This is a genomic window from Rossellomorea aquimaris (genome assembly GCF_020172085.1).
GTDB classification, from domain to species: domain Bacteria; phylum Bacillota; class Bacilli; order Bacillales; family Bacillaceae_B; genus Rossellomorea; species Rossellomorea aquimaris_E.
Map to the genome: position 1 here is coordinate 63,385 of NZ_JAIVAT010000009.1, position 15,939 is coordinate 79,323.

Genomic DNA, 15,939 nt, shown 5'->3' on the forward strand with positions numbered 1-15,939 from the left:
GAGCCTTCCGCTATTACGCCATGGTGATGACTCGTCCATTTTCTGCACTTTCTTTACATGCTTCAATTAATTTTATGACTTGTAAAGCGTCTTCAGGGCCTACGGGAAGAGGTTTATCTTCTCTTAGAGCTCCATATACACCCAGATAATATTGAGTGTAATCCCCTTTTTCAGATGGAATGACTTCAGATGTCACATCGTCACCCGAAATGGTTGTCAGGACGCCCCAGTTTTCTTCGTCTTCCATTCCCCACTCTTCAGATAGAGGATTTTTCCCGGCCTTCAAATCATCTTCCTGACGATCCATTCCATGCTTCACGTAGCTTCCCTTTCGTCCATGAACCTGATAACGCGGTCCTGGATCGAGGACGATCGAGCGTGAGTACAGCTGTACTCTCAATACGTCATATCCAAGAGTGATAAGGAAGTAATCTTCCGCTTTATCAGGATTTCGTTGAGGAAAGACATCCGCCTGTACCCAATGTGGTTTCCCAAACAACGTAAGGGCCTGATCCAGGAGATGGGATCCCAAATCATACAACACACCAGCCCCCTCGATCTTATTCTCTTTCCAACGGTCCTTAATGGCAGGTCGAAAACGGTCAAAATGAGCTTCGTATGTATAGATTTGCCCCAGTGCTTCCTCTTTGAGCAACTGCTGGATCGTTAAGAAATCAGCATCCCAGCGACGATTATGGAAGACGGAGAGATGCAGGCCTTTCTCCTTGGCCAAAGCCAAAAGCTCTTCCCCTTCCTTGCTGTTCGTTACAAACGGTTTCTCAACAATGACGTGCTTACCCGATAATAACGATTGTTTAATCATGCTATAGTGAATGTGATTAGGAGTCGTAATGACCACTAATTCTATATCTTTCTGAAGCAACTCCTCAAGTGATGACACGACAGTCGTTCCTTCGATGTCATTCAACACTTTTTCTTCATTGGAAGACAGTACCGCTTCGATTTGGAATTCCTTTAAATGGGATAGTAAAGGACGATGAAAACTTTGTCCTGAAAAACCGTACCCGGCTAAACCAACTTTTATGGGCTGCATATTGTCACCTTTTTCTATCAAAATGTATTCTCATATTATCATGTACAAAGTCAGACGAAAAATGATTCGTTTTACAATCCGGCAATGTTTTGTATAAAATAAATGGGAAAGGGAGGTTATCAACATGCAATCAATCAAAAATAAAGAAACCTTTGACGACCTGATCTCATCAACAGAACCTGTCATCGTAAAATTCCATGCAGACTGGTGCCCTGACTGCCGCCGCATGGACATGTTCATTGATGAAATCATGGAAGAATTCAATCAATATAAATGGTATGACATCAACAAGGACGAATTCCCGGAAATCGCCGAAAAATATGATGTCATGGGCATCCCAAGCCTGCTCGTTTACAAAAACGGCGAAAAAATCGCCCACCTGCACAGCGCCCACGCCAAATCACCAGAACAAGTGACAGAGTTCCTGAACACACTTTAATCCAAAGGTCCGTCCCCGTTTATACAGAGGGACGGACCTTTGTTTCTGACTTAATAGATATTTCCCTTCCCGTCCACATACACCGTTTGAATCACCGTTCGTTGGTACTCGTTTCCATCCACCGTTTTCCCTTCCAGGTCAAGGGTGATGTTATGGATTCCTTCCCCAAAGTCCGCCAGCGGCAATGAAGACAGATCTTCAGACGTTATGAGTGTTGAAGGCTTTGTCACACTCTTCATAGGAATATGATGTATTGTATAAGTCTTTCTTGATATTTGATCATTCTTACCCAATGAAACCACTGCTGGTTTCTTATGAAAGAGAATGCTTAGCATATAATGTTCTTTCCGGCACGTGTGAGCCTTCACTTCCCACCTTCCAGGAATGGGATCTGAAAGAAAGTGGGTGTGGTGAAAAGCTCCGGGGAAAAATCCTGTAGCATCTTCTGCCATCCCCCACTGCTTGTACACCTGACCGTCCGGACCCACCAGCTCATACAGCGTATCCCGCTGATTACTGACCCAGTTAATGGTGAGTCTCTCTACTCCTTCTTCCACAGCGAAGGATTCCACCCCCATCCCGTCCACTGCCCCGCCCCTGTGAAGGAACGACGTTTCCTCTTCCGTCAGGTGATTGATTGCTTCAGCACTATTCACATCTTTCACTTCATCCAAAAACAGACCCTTCATATATGGAAAAATCTCGCTTCCCTCTTTGATCGTCTTATGTGTCCAGTCCCTCACTTCCACTTCTTTGCCATAAGGAAGCCGGGAGCTCTTTACCAGGACGGCACCATCACTTTGACCAAATCGGCTCAAATATAGACCGCCCCAAAAGAGTTCAGTTTGGGCCCCTCCCCAGCCTGTACCGCCAAATGTATAAAAGGGGATGCTTCTGGCAAGATCATGTTCGTCCATTTCCGATCTGAATCCCCTCATATAACCCGTTTGCAGTGAAAAGACGGCAGGAGTCTTACTTTTAAGAGCATCCGTCAGCCATCCCGCCCATTTACTAAAAGCAAGATCTGCAAGCTCCGATCCATGGTGAGGGGTTGAGAGTGTGATGACACGTTCCACATAGGGTGAAGCACCATAATGGATCAATGCGGCTTGGGCATCGATTCCTCCCTTACTGTGACCAACAATAACGAGCTTCTCCTTTAAAGAATCGTACATTTCACGTATCTTATCTGCTAGAATCTCCCCATTCGTCCACATATCTTCGTCTCGGTGCAAGTCAATGAATAGAGATTGATAACCTGCTCCCCGAATAATCCGGAGCATATCGTTATCTGATAGCCACGTTTCTGATGATGTATTGATGCCATGGACAAACAGGATTGGAAACCCATCCGTATTCGCTGCTTCTTCATCTTTGAACCAGCTGCCTGGTTTTCCTGTATCCCCTTGTATTCCCTTCACACTTTCTTTCATTCTTATTGCCCTCCCTTAAGAAAGACGTTCTTTCCTTCATTATCGTTGAGCATTGATAAAAATTCACCCTCATTGTTAAATTCAGGAATAAAGACATATATTCTCCCAAAATTGAATAGTACCCATGTCCTTATCGAAAACTAATATCGATCTTACTTACTAAAATGGAGGGATTCCTTTGACAAAGAAAAATAATCAAGGCAGCGAAAACCAAAATTCACCGAAACGCGGAACGACAGAGTTTGCTAGTGAAATCACCAGCGGGGACAATAGTAAGGGGAATAAGCATAATAAAGATCAGAAAAATAAAACGAAATAATCAAAAAACCTGCCTGAAGTTCAGGCAGGTTTCAGTATGATGAAAGAAGGACTATTCGTCTTCATCCTGGATATTCACAGGGATCATGTTTGATTCAACGTGAATGTGCCCGGGGTCAACTTCCTTATCCCCGCCTCCATACAATCGTTCATTCAATTCAATATTGGCTTCAGTTGCTGACTGTTCCTGCTTTTTCATATTATCACCCTTTCACATTTAGAATATGGGATTTCATATAAAATATACGGTCATGGTTCTTCCTTAATGGGACACACTATCATTGAAAGTGACTTGAGGAGGTAATGGACATGGATCAAAATCGAGTAAAGCAGATACTGTCTTCTTCAGCCGACATTGAAGTGAAGTATAGAGATGTATCCGTTTGGATCGACTCTGTATCTGAAGATGGAAAAACAGCCGTTGTGCATCTTCGCGGACCATTGGAAGAGCGTTCTGAAGTAAGTATTAATGATTTAGAAGAGGCATAAGAAAAAAGACCACGTTGTAGGCTGTTACCCCAACGTGGTCTTTTTTATAAACATCTTACTCTTTGTCTTTGATTTTCCCTTTGTTCTTTAATAGTTCAAAGATTTGGTTCGCTTGATCTGTATTATCGATTAAGCCGGCAAATTTCTCTTTTTGAGGGCCGAACGCGTATACAGGAACGTCGTCACCAGTGTGTCCATCCGATGTCCAGCCTGTACCTGAACGTTTATCAAAAATCTTTTCGATCGCATTATCGATTTCCGTTTGATCGCCTTTTTCAGCAGCTGTTTTCACAGAAGCGATTTCTTCCTTCGTCAATTCAAGGTCGATATTGTTCGCTAAGGTTTCTTCAACCGATGCACCGTTCACAATTTGTTCTGCCATATAGTCAGGTGTATGCTTTGCTGCTTGGATTGGAGCCGGATCCCAGTTGTATTCACCGTCAGAACCAATTGTGATACCACCTGTTGAATGGTCAGCTGTAACAATGACTAATGTTTCACCATTCTCTTTAGCAAAGTCTCTTACTTTTTCAAATGCTTGTTCAAAGTCTCTCATTTCACTCATAGCACCGACAACATCATTATCATGACCTGCCCAGTCGACTTGACTACCTTCCACCATCAGGAAGAATCCATCTTTATTGCCTTTTAAGCGGTCAAGGGCAGCAGTCGTCATATCTGCTAAGCTTGGTTGCTTCTCATCACGGTCGATCATCTTGTCCATTCCTGATTCAGCGAAAAGTCCAAGGATTTGTTTATTATCATCTTTCTTTAGTTCATCAGCCGATTTAACATAGCTATATCCGTCTTTCTTGAACTGTTCTGCCACATTACGGTCATCACGCTCAAAGAAATCCGTTCCTCCACCAAGCATAACGTCAATTTTATGCTTGCCGTTGATCATTTCATCATAATAATCATTTGCAATCGCATCTTCACTCTTACGAGATTCTTCATGTGCTCCGTAAGATGCCGGTGTCGCATGCGTGATTTCTGACGTAGCTACAATTCCTGTAGACATGCCATTTTCTTTCGCCTGCTCGAGAACTGTTTTCACATTTGATTTATCATTATCTACTGCAATCGCGTTATTGTATGTTTTTACACCAGCACTCATTGCTGTTGCGGCAGCTGCAGAGTCTGTTACATTTTCTTTTTCATCTTCCGGATACGTCGTTTGTAGTCCGACAAGGTAAGGATCAAATGCCGTCTTCTCCATTTCCATCGTATCAGGATTATCATTCATGTAACGAAGGGCGGTTGTATATGGTACACCCATTCCATCACCAATCATAAAGATGACGTTCTTGGCTTTGCCGTTCTTGGATTCCTTCGCACTTGCTTCTGTGTCGTCCTGATTCATTCCTATAACACTTCCAAGAGCTAATGTGGAAACTACCGCTAACGGAAGGATCTTCTTCATTGATTTCTTCATTTTCCCTACCTCCTATAATTCGTGGTACATGTAGAAGAATAAAGGGGAAATATGAAGAAGCATTTGCAATTCAAATACAGGAGTGTAAAGAATGTGTAAAATTGAAAAAAACAGGCGTAAAGTTACCTGTTTTTTCAAACGTCATTCTCTTATGAGGGGAAGCGTACAGCAGCGGAATGAGCCACCCGACTTAATAATTTCCGATAAATCCAGTTCGATCACCTGGAACCCCGTTGCTTCGATCCGCTCGTTTAAAGCTTTGTTCTGGATGAGACTGATGATTTTCCCATCACCGATCGCTAACACATTCGGTCCCATTTGAAATTGTTCACTATCTGTCACCGTGATGGTATGATAATGCTCCTTGATGGTCTTTAGATCCTCTTTTGAAAATGCCGGTGGATAGATGAGTGCCCAGTCACTCGAAATAATGGTAAAGACACAATCCAAATGGAGGATATCTTCCCTTAACGGCACTTCATGAACGGTGTATTGCGGGAGTTGATTTCGCAGAGATTGGATAGCCAGTTGATTCGTCCGTCCGCTCACTCCGATCCAGATATTCTCTTCATCAACGAGTACGTCTCCTCCTTCAATGGAATGGAGGAGTTCGTGATAAGGTATGTCATTTGCGTTCAGCCATTTCTTTAGCGTATCCACTTCTCCGCGCCTTACATCGGTGTTCATCGATGAGACGAAAAATTGATCATGAATCGTGAAACCAATGTCTCTCGTGAAGACTTGTTCATTGAATTCTGGCGATGGCTGAAGATGAATGACCTCCGAACCATTTTTCTCTAGCGTGTCTACAAATGTCTCATGTTGTTGAACTGCTTTATCTATATTAATATTGTCTTTTAAAAAATGCTTCTGAGTCTCATTGATGATTTCATTGATTTGCATATTCTCAGGTGAGACCACCACCACTTTTTTCAATTTTCCATACTCATTGGCACAATACGTTTTGGAATTTGGAACCAACGGGGAATTTAAACTCATCTTTACGCCCTCCATTTGTCTACTCTTAAACACTGCTTTTCCCTGTTATTATGATGATAAAACAATCTTTTTATAAGTTATGCTCCAGAAGCCTAAACAGAGACGACGAGCATACAGGTTTGGTGAAATAAGGGCGTTTGTCTACCCCAATAGAAAAAGGCATGCTGCTGCACGCCTTTTTTCATTAATGCACCATCCGGTCATGATCCTTCCAGAATTCTTTTCTGATCACGACCTTTTGAATTTTCCCGGATGCGGTTTTAGGTAACTCTTTTACAAAAGTAATATCCTTCGGTGCCTTGAAGTGGGCCAATTTTTCTCTGGAAAACTCGATGAGATCTTGTACCGTCACATTGTGCCCTTCCCGGAGGACGACCACCGCATGGGGAACTTCCCCCCACCGTTCATGAGGAATAGCCACGACGGCTGCTTCCAGAACACTGTCATGCTCGTAAAGGGCTCCTTCTACTTCAATCGATGAAATATTTTCTCCTCCGCTGATGATCACATCTTTCATCCGGTCGACAATTTCAATATAACCATCTTCGTCAACCGTCGCCATATCCCCGGTATGAAGCCACCCTTCACGGATCGTTCGGTTTGTGGCTTCAGGATTTTTGTAGTACCCTTCCATCACCGTATTCGTCCTGGTCACGATTTCTCCAATCTCTTTGCCGTTATGAGCCACTTCTTCTCCCAGTTCGTTTACCACCTTCACCTTGCTTCCGATCATGCTGTATCCTGCTTTCGCCTTCAATCGGTATCTTTCTTCCTTAGGAAGGTCTTTTTCAGATGACCTTAGGATTGAAGTCGTGATAAGGGGTGAAATTTCTGTCATCCCGTATACCTGGATGAATTCCCACTGCAGATCTTCTTCCACTTTTCGTACAAATGCCGGCGGAGGTGCAGAACCGGCAATGACCACCCTCACATCCTGTCCGATGGAACGCTCCCTGTCAGGATACGTTTCCAGAAGCATATTGAGAACGGTCGGCGCCATGTGCATGACGGTAACGCCATGTTTCTCCACTTTGTCCAGAATCACTGCCGGATCCACTTTTCGAAGCATCACCTGGGTCGCTCCATTCGCCGTATAATAGAAAGGTGATCCCCACCCATTCACATGGAACATGGGCAGGACGTGAAGAAGCGTATCCTGATCCGATACCCGTAAATGGTGCATGGAGGAAAGAGCATGCACGTAATTGGACCTGTGGGTGAGAAGAACTCCCTTCGGATCTCCCGTCGTCCCGCTCGTATAGAGGAGGGACGCAATATCCGTTTCTTCCAATTCAACACGAGAAAAAGCATCACGGCTGAATGAGCCCCGCCATTCTTCATAGCCTGGATGTCCGTCCCTCGCTTTACCGTGAATCACGACATGCTTCAAATGAGGCACCTCTGATAGAATCGGCTGAACCAATGGATAGAGTTCTTCATCGACAAACAAAGCCTTACTCTCACTATGGGTCAGAATAAATAGATAATCGGAAGGCTTTAACCTGGTGTTCAATGGTGTCATGATTCCACCTACCGAATAAACCCCATAGAATCCTTCCAGCATCTCTGTCGTATTAGGAGCCAGGTACGCGACTTTGTCTCCTTTCTCTACTCCTAATTGTTTCAATCCCCTTGCAAGCTGATTGACCCGGTCATTCAGCTGCTGATAGGTCAAATGTTTTTCATCATCGATGATTGCAACCTTGTTCCCGTATAACTCCACTGCCCGATCGAGAAAATCCGTCAATACTAATGGTACATGCATATGTACATCCATCCCTTCTGATTGATAAAGACGGGGAGATAAACCTGTATAGGATTTATTCTAGCAGATTCTTGTTTATTTTTGGGAATATTCTGATTTTTAAGCGTACAAGCCATTTATCTCAAGGCAACAAAACAAGCATGATGACGAAATCGTCATCATGCTTATACATTAACGTCCTCTTCGACTGGAAGTGGATCTGCCTCCGCTATTTCTCTTATTCCCGGAGTTACTTCTTTCAGAGGAACCTCTGCGGCTTCCGCGGGAAGAGCTCGTTGATTCATCATTCCGACGTGAGCCGGATCTCCTGGAACGTGATGAACCGTTCGTCTCATCCGTCCGTGCTCTGCCACCCCTGGAGGTTCTTGCTTTACGGTCTTTATTCGCTTGAATCTTCTTTTCACGGCGATCTTTGGCACTCTCGTTGGACCCCTTTGGGGCATGAGAAGTCACGTTAGTCGGAGCAACTTCTACCTCCCGACGAGGCAATGAACGGCCGATGCCCTTTTCAATAGTGTCCAGATCCTGTTTATCCTTTAATGCGACAAAGGTAATGGCAAGCCCGTCTTTCCCAGCTCGGCCCGTGCGTCCAATTCTGTGGATGTAGCTCTCCACATCCTGGGGGATATCATAGTTAAACACATGCGTGACCCCCTCGACGTCAAGTCCCCGGGCAGCCACGTCCGTTGCAATAAGAAGCTGCAGCTTCGCGTCCCTGAATTTCTTCATCACGTTTTCCCGTTTTGCCTGGGACAGGTCACCGTGGAGCTCATCGACAAGAAAACCTCTTGCTTTCAGATCTCCAAGGAGCTTACTGACCCTTCTCTTCGTACGGCAGAAAATGATACCGAGGAACGGCTGGACGTCGTGAATTGTCTGACTAAGGGCATCCAGTTTCTGACGATCCGTCGTTTCAACGACTTCCTGCTGAATTTCCTGTACGATCTTTTCTTTTTCGCGAATTTGTACATTATGAGGCTGATTCATGTATCGCTTACCGATCTTGCGGATATCCTTGGACATCGTCGCTGAAAACAGAGCGGTCTGACGTGTAAACGGCGTCTCGCGGATAATCGACTCAACTTCATCGAAGAATCCGATATGAAGCATCTGATCCGCTTCGTCTAGTACAAGAAACGATACATTTGAAAAGTCGACCGTTTCACGGCGAATATGATCAAGGAGTCGGCCTGGTGTACCGATTACGATATGAATCGCTTTATTCTTCAGCCGCTTAATCTGTTTCTCAACATCCTGGCCACCGTACACAGCTAATACGTTTATATCCTCTTCCGTTGCAGCAAGAATTTGATTCAACTCGGCGGTTACTTGAATCGCAAGCTCCCGCGTAGGGGTCACGATAAGAGACTGAATCTGATCTTTTTCCTGATCTATTTTGGCCAGCATGGGAAGGAGAAACGCCATCGTTTTTCCCGTTCCCGTTTGTGCCTGTCCGATCACGTCTTCACCATTTAATAAGACAGGGATGGTTTCACTCTGGATCGGCGTTGGTTCTATAATGGATTGTTCTTTCAATGCATTGACATACTTAGGTTGAATTCCTAAGGAAGTAAAATCATTCAATGGGGTCACCTCTTTGATACCCATTATACATTTAAATCCCCTTTAGAAAACAGGGCACTATGTTATAATGGGAAAATCGTAAAATGAAATGAGGAATAACAGTGCTGACATTTGAAGATAAATTAGCTGTCATTGAAGAATTTCCTGAGCTTACACGGAAGGATGTTTCTTTGAACAGGCTGAACTTCCACTTTGAAGACAGTTTATATGAAAAAACGACTGTCGTGTATCACCTGCATCCAAACGGAAATGGGTTTGTTTATACAGGTAGTCATCCCGGATTTGAAGCGAATCCGAAAGGACTTGTGAACATCAGGGAATTCACTCGTGATGAACTTCGGGAGATCGTTCGCGCTTCCATCGACCTTCTGGCAACAGAAGAAGATATTGTTCCACCGGTAGAAGAGTTATGGAAGGATGCTGAAGGGCACTCTCTTCAATTGATCGAAGAGGATGACCGATGGAATATATATGCCGGCGACAACTTGGAAGACAGCTTCGGCGGCTATGATGAAGCAGCCTTGTATTTGCGTGAAGAAGGGTTTCGGAGACGCTGATCATGTAAAAAGGACGAATCGTTTTGGCGATTCGTCCTTTTTTGTGTGGGGTTGGTTTTGAAATAGAGCCGTTTTGAGTTGGAATCCGGCCGATATGATGAATAATCCAGCCGAATACCTTTTATTTCGAATCACTTACAACGAGCGATTCAATATATCTCTCACACTATCATGATCCATTTCTTTATACGTCCCGACACCTGGTTTAATGAATGTCTTCTCTACAATGGCATCAAACTGACTATCGTCAATGTCATAATCAGCGAGTGTATTCGGCGCACCCAGTGAGTTCCAGAAGTCGCGAAGTGCTTTCGCTCCCTCTCTAGCCACTTCGATATCTTCCTTGCCTTCAGGCGAAATACCGAACACATTGATCGCAAGCTGTTTCACTCTAGATGGATCCTCTTCAAGGACATGCTCCAGCCAGTTAGGGAAAAGAATGGCAAGTCCGCCTCCATGGGGAATGTCATAAACAGCCGAGATTGCATGCTCGATTCTGTGTGTGGCCCAATCTCCCCCATCCGTTCCGTTTGAAAGCGTTCCGTTGAAGGCGGTTGTACTGATATACATCATGGTTTCTCTATGCTTGAAGGAATTCAAGTCCTCAAGCAGACGGGGTCCTGTTACGATTGCCGTCCTTAGAAGCGATTCAATGAACCCGTCAATCATCGGTGTGTTTTCAGTTCGATGGAAATAGTGCTCAAGGGCATGTGACATGCTGTCAACAATCCCATAAATCGTCTGATCACGTGGTACTGAAAAGGTGTAAGCAGGATCTAAGATTGAGAACCTCGGGAACACATGAGGGGAACCCCAGCCTAATTTGTCTTTTGTCTCCCAATTGGTGATGACGGACACAGAGTTCATCTCAGAACCCGTTGCCGCAAGTGTCAGAACCGTTCCAAAAGGAAGTGCCTCATTGATTGGAGCTTTAGCCGTAATCAGTTCCCATGCATCTCCTTCATATTTGGCACCTGCTGAGATCGCTTTTGTACAATCGATCACGCTTCCGCCACCTACTGCCAGAATGAAATCAATGCCTTCTTTTTTGCAAATATCTACACCTTTACGTACGGTGGTCAGGCGCGGATTAGGTTCCACTCCACTTAATTCAAATACCTTTGCACCCATTTTTTCTAACTCGGCCGTTACATCATCGTAAACTCCATTTCGCTTGATGCTTCCACCTCCATAGACAAGAAGTACGTTTAGATCCTTGTCGAGAATGGAAGACAATTGCTTCACTTCATCTTTTCCAAAATAGAGTTTTGTCGGATTGTATTGTAAAAATGTATTCATATTTAACACCTCATAGTAAGATTGTGAATCCATTTTAGCATTCCTTTACCTCATGGAGATATTGATAGTTTTTCATATTAATCATCAAAAATATTGATACTCATGGCGTTAGGGATGATATGAACTGTGTAATGGGTGGAGTCAGCCATTTCTTCTTTTGATAAACAATTTGTGTATAAACCGGAATTTTTTTATGATCAAAAGGGATTTGGACAACCTTTCCAGATTCAATGTCTTTCCTCACAGCAATTTCTGGCATGATCGCAATGCCCAAATCATCTGCTACACATTGCTTGATGGCCTCCAGGCTACTGAAAGAAATGACCGATTTCGCCTGTATATTCTCCTCTTTTAACAACTGCTCAAGTAAGACCCGGTACGAACAGCCTTCCTCCGTCAGAATGAGGGTTTCGGATTCAAGCTCTTTCAAGTTCATTTCCTTCAGGGAATGCAGACGATGGCTTGGCGGAGCGATCATCACCAACTTTTCCTGTCGGATGGGGATCGTCGTAAAATCCGGATGTTCTGTATACCGGTCAAGCAGGATGGCCATATCGAACTTCCCCTCAAGGATCCCTTCTTTTAAGTTCGGGCAAAGTCCCGACTCGAGCAAAATTTTTAATTCCGGATGCTTTTCTTTTAAATCCTTGATATATGGCGTGATGAAATAAGCAGCAAGTGATTCCACTGTACCGATGCGCAAGGTTCCCCTCAGATTACTTTCATTCGAAATCCGTTCTTCCGCCTCGTCTAATAAGGATAGGATTTTCTCTACATAATAGTAGAGCTCCTCCCCTGACTGTGTAAGTCTCATTTTTCTACCTATCCGTTCGAATAATTTGACCTGATAATGCTCTTCCAATTTCTTGATTTGTGTTGTTACACTGGACTGGGCATAGCCGAGTTCCTCTCCGGTCTTGGTATAGCTCCCCCACTTGGCTACTTCTTTAAAGGTATAAAAATAGTTCAGATCCATTTGTCTCTCCCATCATTAATTACAATAGTTTGTATCGATAATTATAGATAACTCCAATACTTACAGCAATGGTATACTCCAATCTGAATGAAAATCGTTGGAGGGGTATCATGAGTCAGCTTCAAAAATCACTACGTTTGCCACAAATCATATCTTTATATATAGGAGCCGTTCTCGGTTCAGGGGTATTATTTTTACCCGGGGTGGCCGCAAGTATGAGCGGTCCTTTATCCATCGTCTCGTGGATCGTCATCTCCCTCGCCGCCGTCCCCCTGGCCCTTACGATGGGACTGCTTTCTGCTTTTTATCCAAGTTCGGGGGGAGTGTCCCATTTTGTATCAGAAGCATTCGGCAAGTCCTTCGGTACCGTCATCGGGTGGATGTTCCTCCTCTCCGTCCCAACCGGGGTACCCATCATCGCTTTGACAGGTAGCTCTTACTTAGGGCAGCTTTTCGGCTGGGGACACTCTGGGATGGTTCTCGGAGCTGCAGCCATATTGGCCACCGTTTTAATGATCAATTTCTTCGGCGTGAAAACAATGGGATTCATTCAGACACTGGTCATTTCCCTCATTTTATTTGTCTTATTGTTTGCAATCTTTTCAAGTTTGCCCCATGTGAAGACCGAGCATTTCACACCCTTTGCACCAAACGGGATATGGGCAGCGGTCCCGACGATCGGAATCCTGTTCTGGTGCTTCATTGGATGGGAAAGCGTCACCCATATGTCTGGGGAATTCAATGATCCCGGTAAGGATGCTCTGAAAGGCGTGTTTTGGAGTGCTGGTATTGTGTCTGTCCTATACATCATGCTGGGTGTGATGGTAGTTGGTACTGGTAGCTACACAGGAGGAATGGCTGAGACTGCACTCAGTCACATGGTGCAGCTTTCTTTCGGAAAACCAGGGGCGATTGGAGTCAGCATTACGGCACTATTTATATCCATCGCAAGCGCCAACGCTTATGTAAGTGCCGGTTCACGGATCGCTTATACATTATCCCAGCAAAGGGTGGCACCCCGATGGTTCGGTACGGTACACTCTAACTATAAAACACCAATCGGCGGACTATTATTCATCGGAATCATCTTTGCCGTCTTGTTAACGGCGGTTCACTTACGATGGCTGTCCTTTGAAACGCTGCTGCCATTTCCGAATGCCACCTATTTCGCTACGTATATCGGTGGTGCTGCAGCAGGCGTGAAATTATTGAAGAATCATAAGATCGGACGAATCGCCTCCATGGCCTCCCTCGTTCTAACACTGGGATTCTTCCCGTTTCTCGGCTGGGTCGCGCTTTACCCTGTAAGTGTAGTATTGATTGTCTTCATATGGAATGCTAAGAAGAAAACGACGCAAACGGTACCATTGAATTCATAGAGGAGTGTTGAAAAATGAAAGTATTAGCCCTATTAGGAAGCACGCGAAAAAACGGAAACTCTGAATATCTTGCAAAAAAAATTGTGGAAGGCACCGATCACACCATTGTTTCTCTTGCCGATATGCATATCGAGCCGATTGAAGACCTTCGCCATTCTGAAGGAGGTTTTCTCCCCGTCGAGGATGACTACGAACAACTTGTCCGATTAATGGAGGAGCATGACATTCTATTATTTGCCACTCCCCTTTACTGGTATGGGATGAGCGGCCCGATGAAGAATTTCTTCGACCGCTGGAGCCAGTATTTACGAGATGAGCGCTTCAACTTAAAAGAAGAGCTTACAAGGAAAAAAGCATATGTCGTCATCACAGGTGGTAGCTCGGCCAAAATAAAAGGACTTCCTCTTGTACAGCAATTTGATTATATTTTCCAATTCGTGAACATGGAATTCGTGGACTATTTGATTGGGTCAGGAGTCAAACCAGGTGAAATTGTTAACGATCAAGCGGCATTAGAGAAGGCTGAACGGTGGAATGAACGATTTAAAGGATGATCCCTCATGAGGGGTCATCTTTTTTTTGTTAAATTACCGTGATAAGGAAATAGTATGAATAAAACCTTTTATTGGAGGCTGCTTATGGAATTCCCAACCATTCACACAAACTTTTGGGATGCCGTCATTGCTATTCCCGTAATCATTTTGCTGACGCAACTCATTAAAACCTTCTTTAAACCACCTGCTTTTTTAGTACCCAATATCGCTGTCATTCTCGGACTTTTCATTTCTGTCTTCATTAGCCATAGAGGGCATCTCATCTCAGGTATTTTCATGGGCTTCTTTTACGGATATGCGGCGATCGGGAATTTTGCTTCCTTGAAGACTACGGTGCTGGCTTATCGTGGGGAGAAGGAAGAGACTTGATGAGGATGTTTTTCTGACATCATTAGAGCTTTTAGCAAGAAAAAAAGCCGGAATTCAAATGAATCCGGCTGCCATGATGGAATCAGATACAACCAAAAGAACAAGCATGAATGAGCATTGTACAATCAGTTTGTCATTTTCATTAACCTATCCCTGTAATCTGTCCAATATCGTCGTCAACGTCTTGTCCAGCTGTATCACCTCATCGACGTCCATATCAAGACGCTCCAATAACCGTGATGGGACACATTCCGCTTTTTCCTTCAACGCTTCCCCTTTATCAGTAAGAGTAATGACAACGCTGCGTTCATCTTCTATTGAACGCTTACGCTCCACAAGACCATGCGCTTCCATCCTCTTCAACATAGGAGTCAAGGTACCAGAATCCAGGAATAACTTCCTCCCCAGTTCCTTTACGGAAATCATTTTTTCTTCCCATAACACAAGCAGTGCCAAGTATTGAGGATAAGTGACTCCGATTTCCTCCAGTAGGCTCCGGTAGAGCTTCGTTATTTCCCTCTCTGCTGTATAAATTTTAAAGCAGATTTGATTTTCTAATAAAAGTGGATCTTTCATACATGTCGTTTCCTTTCTTGAACATACTAATTGTGATTATCATACAAAAAAGAATAACAGTTATCAAATTTAATTTTACACAACTTAATTGTTGACAATTAAAACCTGATCCTTTAACATTAGTTTTGTAATATTAAATTGTGCACAATCAAAAAAACAAGAGGAGTGAACGAAATGGAAGCATTATATACAGCAAAAGCAACAGCAACAGGTGGACGTGCCGGTAAAGTAACAAGCAGCGACGGAGTCTTGGATGTAGGACTTGCAATGCCAAAATCACTTGGTGGCAACGGGGCTGAAGGCTCCACGAATCCAGAGCAGCTTTTCGCAGCAGGGTATGCCGCATGTTTCGATAGCGCCCTTAATTTAGTCGCACGTCAGGAAAGGAAAAAAATCGAATCCAAAGTAACCGCAGAGGTGTCCATCGGTAAAGATACGGACGGCGGATTCAAGTTAGGCGTTGCTTTAGTCGTAGGTGTCAGCGGTGTTGAGCTTGACGAAGCGAAGCAATTAGTGGAGAAAGCCCATGGAGTTTGCCCATATTCAAAAGCAACAAATGGGAATATCGATGTTGAATTACAAACTGAATTAATCTGATCATCATGGATGGGTCTTTCAAGGCTCATCCTTTTTTTTTGAAATATATCGAACATTTGTTCTTGTCTTTAATCACTCTCTTGTTCTATAATAAAAGAGTACTAAAATTCATGGGT

At 44.0% G+C, this 15,939-nt stretch carries 18 protein-coding genes; 8 read left to right on the forward strand and 10 right to left on the reverse strand.

The genetic code is table 11. The features are described 5' to 3' along the window. Positions 1-13: 13 nt before the first annotated feature. Positions 14-1,054, reverse strand: coding sequence for an oxidoreductase (locus LCL96_RS19995; RefSeq protein ID WP_224945067.1), 1,041 nt, complete (start codon positions 1,052-1,054; stop codon positions 14-16). 124 nt (positions 1,055-1,178) lie between these two features. Here LCL96_RS19995 and LCL96_RS20000 point away from each other — a divergent pair, with 124 nt between their 5' ends. Beyond that, positions 1,179-1,493: a thioredoxin family protein gene (locus LCL96_RS20000; protein ID WP_224944672.1), complete on the forward strand. Its 315-nt coding sequence runs from the start codon at positions 1,179-1,181 to the stop codon at positions 1,491-1,493. 50 nt (positions 1,494-1,543) lie between these two features. Here LCL96_RS20000 and LCL96_RS20005 read toward each other — a convergent pair whose 3' ends face one another. After that, positions 1,544-2,926, reverse strand: coding sequence for an esterase/lipase family protein (locus LCL96_RS20005; RefSeq protein WP_224944674.1), 1,383 nt, complete (start codon positions 2,924-2,926; stop codon positions 1,544-1,546). A gap of 178 nt (positions 2,927-3,104) precedes the next feature. Between LCL96_RS20005 and LCL96_RS20010 the strand changes: the two genes are divergently transcribed. Continuing rightward, entirely contained in the window at positions 3,105-3,245 is a 141-nt protein-coding gene (locus tag LCL96_RS20010) for a hypothetical protein (protein WP_224944680.1), read from the forward strand. A gap of 51 nt (positions 3,246-3,296) precedes the next feature. Here the strand turns inward: LCL96_RS20010 and LCL96_RS20015 are convergent, their stop codons facing one another. Beyond that, positions 3,297-3,443 (reverse strand): hypothetical protein, encoded by a 147-nt coding sequence (locus LCL96_RS20015; protein WP_224944682.1) that lies wholly within the window; start codon positions 3,441-3,443, stop codon positions 3,297-3,299. A gap of 110 nt (positions 3,444-3,553) precedes the next feature. On the opposite strand from LCL96_RS20015, the gene LCL96_RS20020 reads away from it, so the two are divergent. Further along, complete coding sequence (locus tag LCL96_RS20020; RefSeq protein ID WP_224944683.1) at positions 3,554-3,733, forward strand: H-type small acid-soluble spore protein; 180 nt, start codon at positions 3,554-3,556, stop codon at positions 3,731-3,733. Positions 3,734-3,788: 55 nt separating this feature from the next. Here the strand turns inward: LCL96_RS20020 and LCL96_RS20025 are convergent, their stop codons facing one another. The 4 genes from LCL96_RS20025 to LCL96_RS20040 all read right to left on the reverse strand — a co-directional run bounded on the left by LCL96_RS20025 (position 3,789) and on the right by LCL96_RS20040 (position 9,525). Next, positions 3,789-5,168: an alkaline phosphatase gene (locus tag LCL96_RS20025; RefSeq protein ID WP_224944684.1), complete on the reverse strand. Its 1,380-nt coding sequence runs from the start codon at positions 5,166-5,168 to the stop codon at positions 3,789-3,791. A 141-nt stretch (positions 5,169-5,309) separates the two neighbouring features. Next, positions 5,310-6,167, reverse strand: coding sequence for a dimethylarginine dimethylaminohydrolase family protein (locus tag LCL96_RS20030; RefSeq protein ID WP_224944686.1), 858 nt, complete (start codon positions 6,165-6,167; stop codon positions 5,310-5,312). Between the two features lie 184 nt (positions 6,168-6,351). Then, positions 6,352-7,932 carry a long-chain-fatty-acid--CoA ligase gene (locus LCL96_RS20035; RefSeq protein ID WP_224944688.1) on the reverse strand — a complete coding sequence of 527 codons (1,581 nt, stop codon included), beginning with the start codon at positions 7,930-7,932 and terminating at the stop codon, positions 6,352-6,354. Positions 7,933-8,103: 171 nt separating this feature from the next. Beyond that, positions 8,104-9,525 (reverse strand): DEAD/DEAH box helicase, encoded by a 1,422-nt coding sequence (locus LCL96_RS20040; RefSeq protein WP_412103625.1) that lies wholly within the window; start codon positions 9,523-9,525, stop codon positions 8,104-8,106. Between the two features lie 92 nt (positions 9,526-9,617). On the opposite strand from LCL96_RS20040, the gene LCL96_RS20045 reads away from it, so the two are divergent. Beyond that, the gene (locus tag LCL96_RS20045; protein ID WP_224944692.1) at positions 9,618-10,073 is read left to right on the forward strand and encodes a hypothetical protein; all 456 of its coding nucleotides are present in this window, start codon (positions 9,618-9,620) and stop codon (positions 10,071-10,073) included. Between the two features lie 135 nt (positions 10,074-10,208). On the opposite strand, the gene LCL96_RS20050 is transcribed toward LCL96_RS20045, so the two are convergent. Both LCL96_RS20050 and LCL96_RS20055 read right to left on the reverse strand, forming a co-directional pair. Then, positions 10,209-11,372: an iron-containing alcohol dehydrogenase gene (locus LCL96_RS20050; RefSeq protein WP_224944693.1), complete on the reverse strand. Its 1,164-nt coding sequence runs from the start codon at positions 11,370-11,372 to the stop codon at positions 10,209-10,211. A gap of 100 nt (positions 11,373-11,472) precedes the next feature. Beyond that, a complete protein-coding gene (locus tag LCL96_RS20055) occupies positions 11,473-12,348 on the reverse strand; it encodes a LysR family transcriptional regulator (RefSeq protein ID WP_224944694.1) in 876 nt (291 codons plus the stop codon). Positions 12,349-12,458: 110 nt separating this feature from the next. Between LCL96_RS20055 and LCL96_RS20060 the strand changes: the two genes are divergently transcribed. The 3 genes from LCL96_RS20060 (at position 12,459) to LCL96_RS20070 (ending at position 14,650) form a co-directional block, all read left to right on the forward strand. Next, positions 12,459-13,727 (forward strand): APC family permease, encoded by a 1,269-nt coding sequence (locus LCL96_RS20060; RefSeq protein WP_224944695.1) that lies wholly within the window; start codon positions 12,459-12,461, stop codon positions 13,725-13,727. 14 nt (positions 13,728-13,741) lie between these two features. Beyond that, the gene (locus LCL96_RS20065) at positions 13,742-14,281 is read left to right on the forward strand and encodes a flavodoxin family protein (RefSeq protein ID WP_224944696.1); all 540 of its coding nucleotides are present in this window, start codon (positions 13,742-13,744) and stop codon (positions 14,279-14,281) included. Between the two features lie 84 nt (positions 14,282-14,365). Then, the gene (locus tag LCL96_RS20070) at positions 14,366-14,650 is read left to right on the forward strand and encodes a hypothetical protein (protein ID WP_224944697.1); all 285 of its coding nucleotides are present in this window, start codon (positions 14,366-14,368) and stop codon (positions 14,648-14,650) included. Between the two features lie 147 nt (positions 14,651-14,797). Here LCL96_RS20070 and LCL96_RS20075 read toward each other — a convergent pair whose 3' ends face one another. Next, on the reverse strand, positions 14,798-15,226 hold the full coding sequence (locus LCL96_RS20075; protein WP_224944698.1) for a MarR family winged helix-turn-helix transcriptional regulator: 429 nt from the start codon (positions 15,224-15,226) through the stop codon (positions 14,798-14,800). Positions 15,227-15,400: 174 nt separating this feature from the next. Here LCL96_RS20075 and LCL96_RS20080 point away from each other — a divergent pair, with 174 nt between their 5' ends. Then, on the forward strand, positions 15,401-15,823 hold the full coding sequence (locus tag LCL96_RS20080; protein ID WP_224944699.1) for an organic hydroperoxide resistance protein: 423 nt from the start codon (positions 15,401-15,403) through the stop codon (positions 15,821-15,823). Positions 15,824-15,939: the final 116 nt, after the last annotated feature.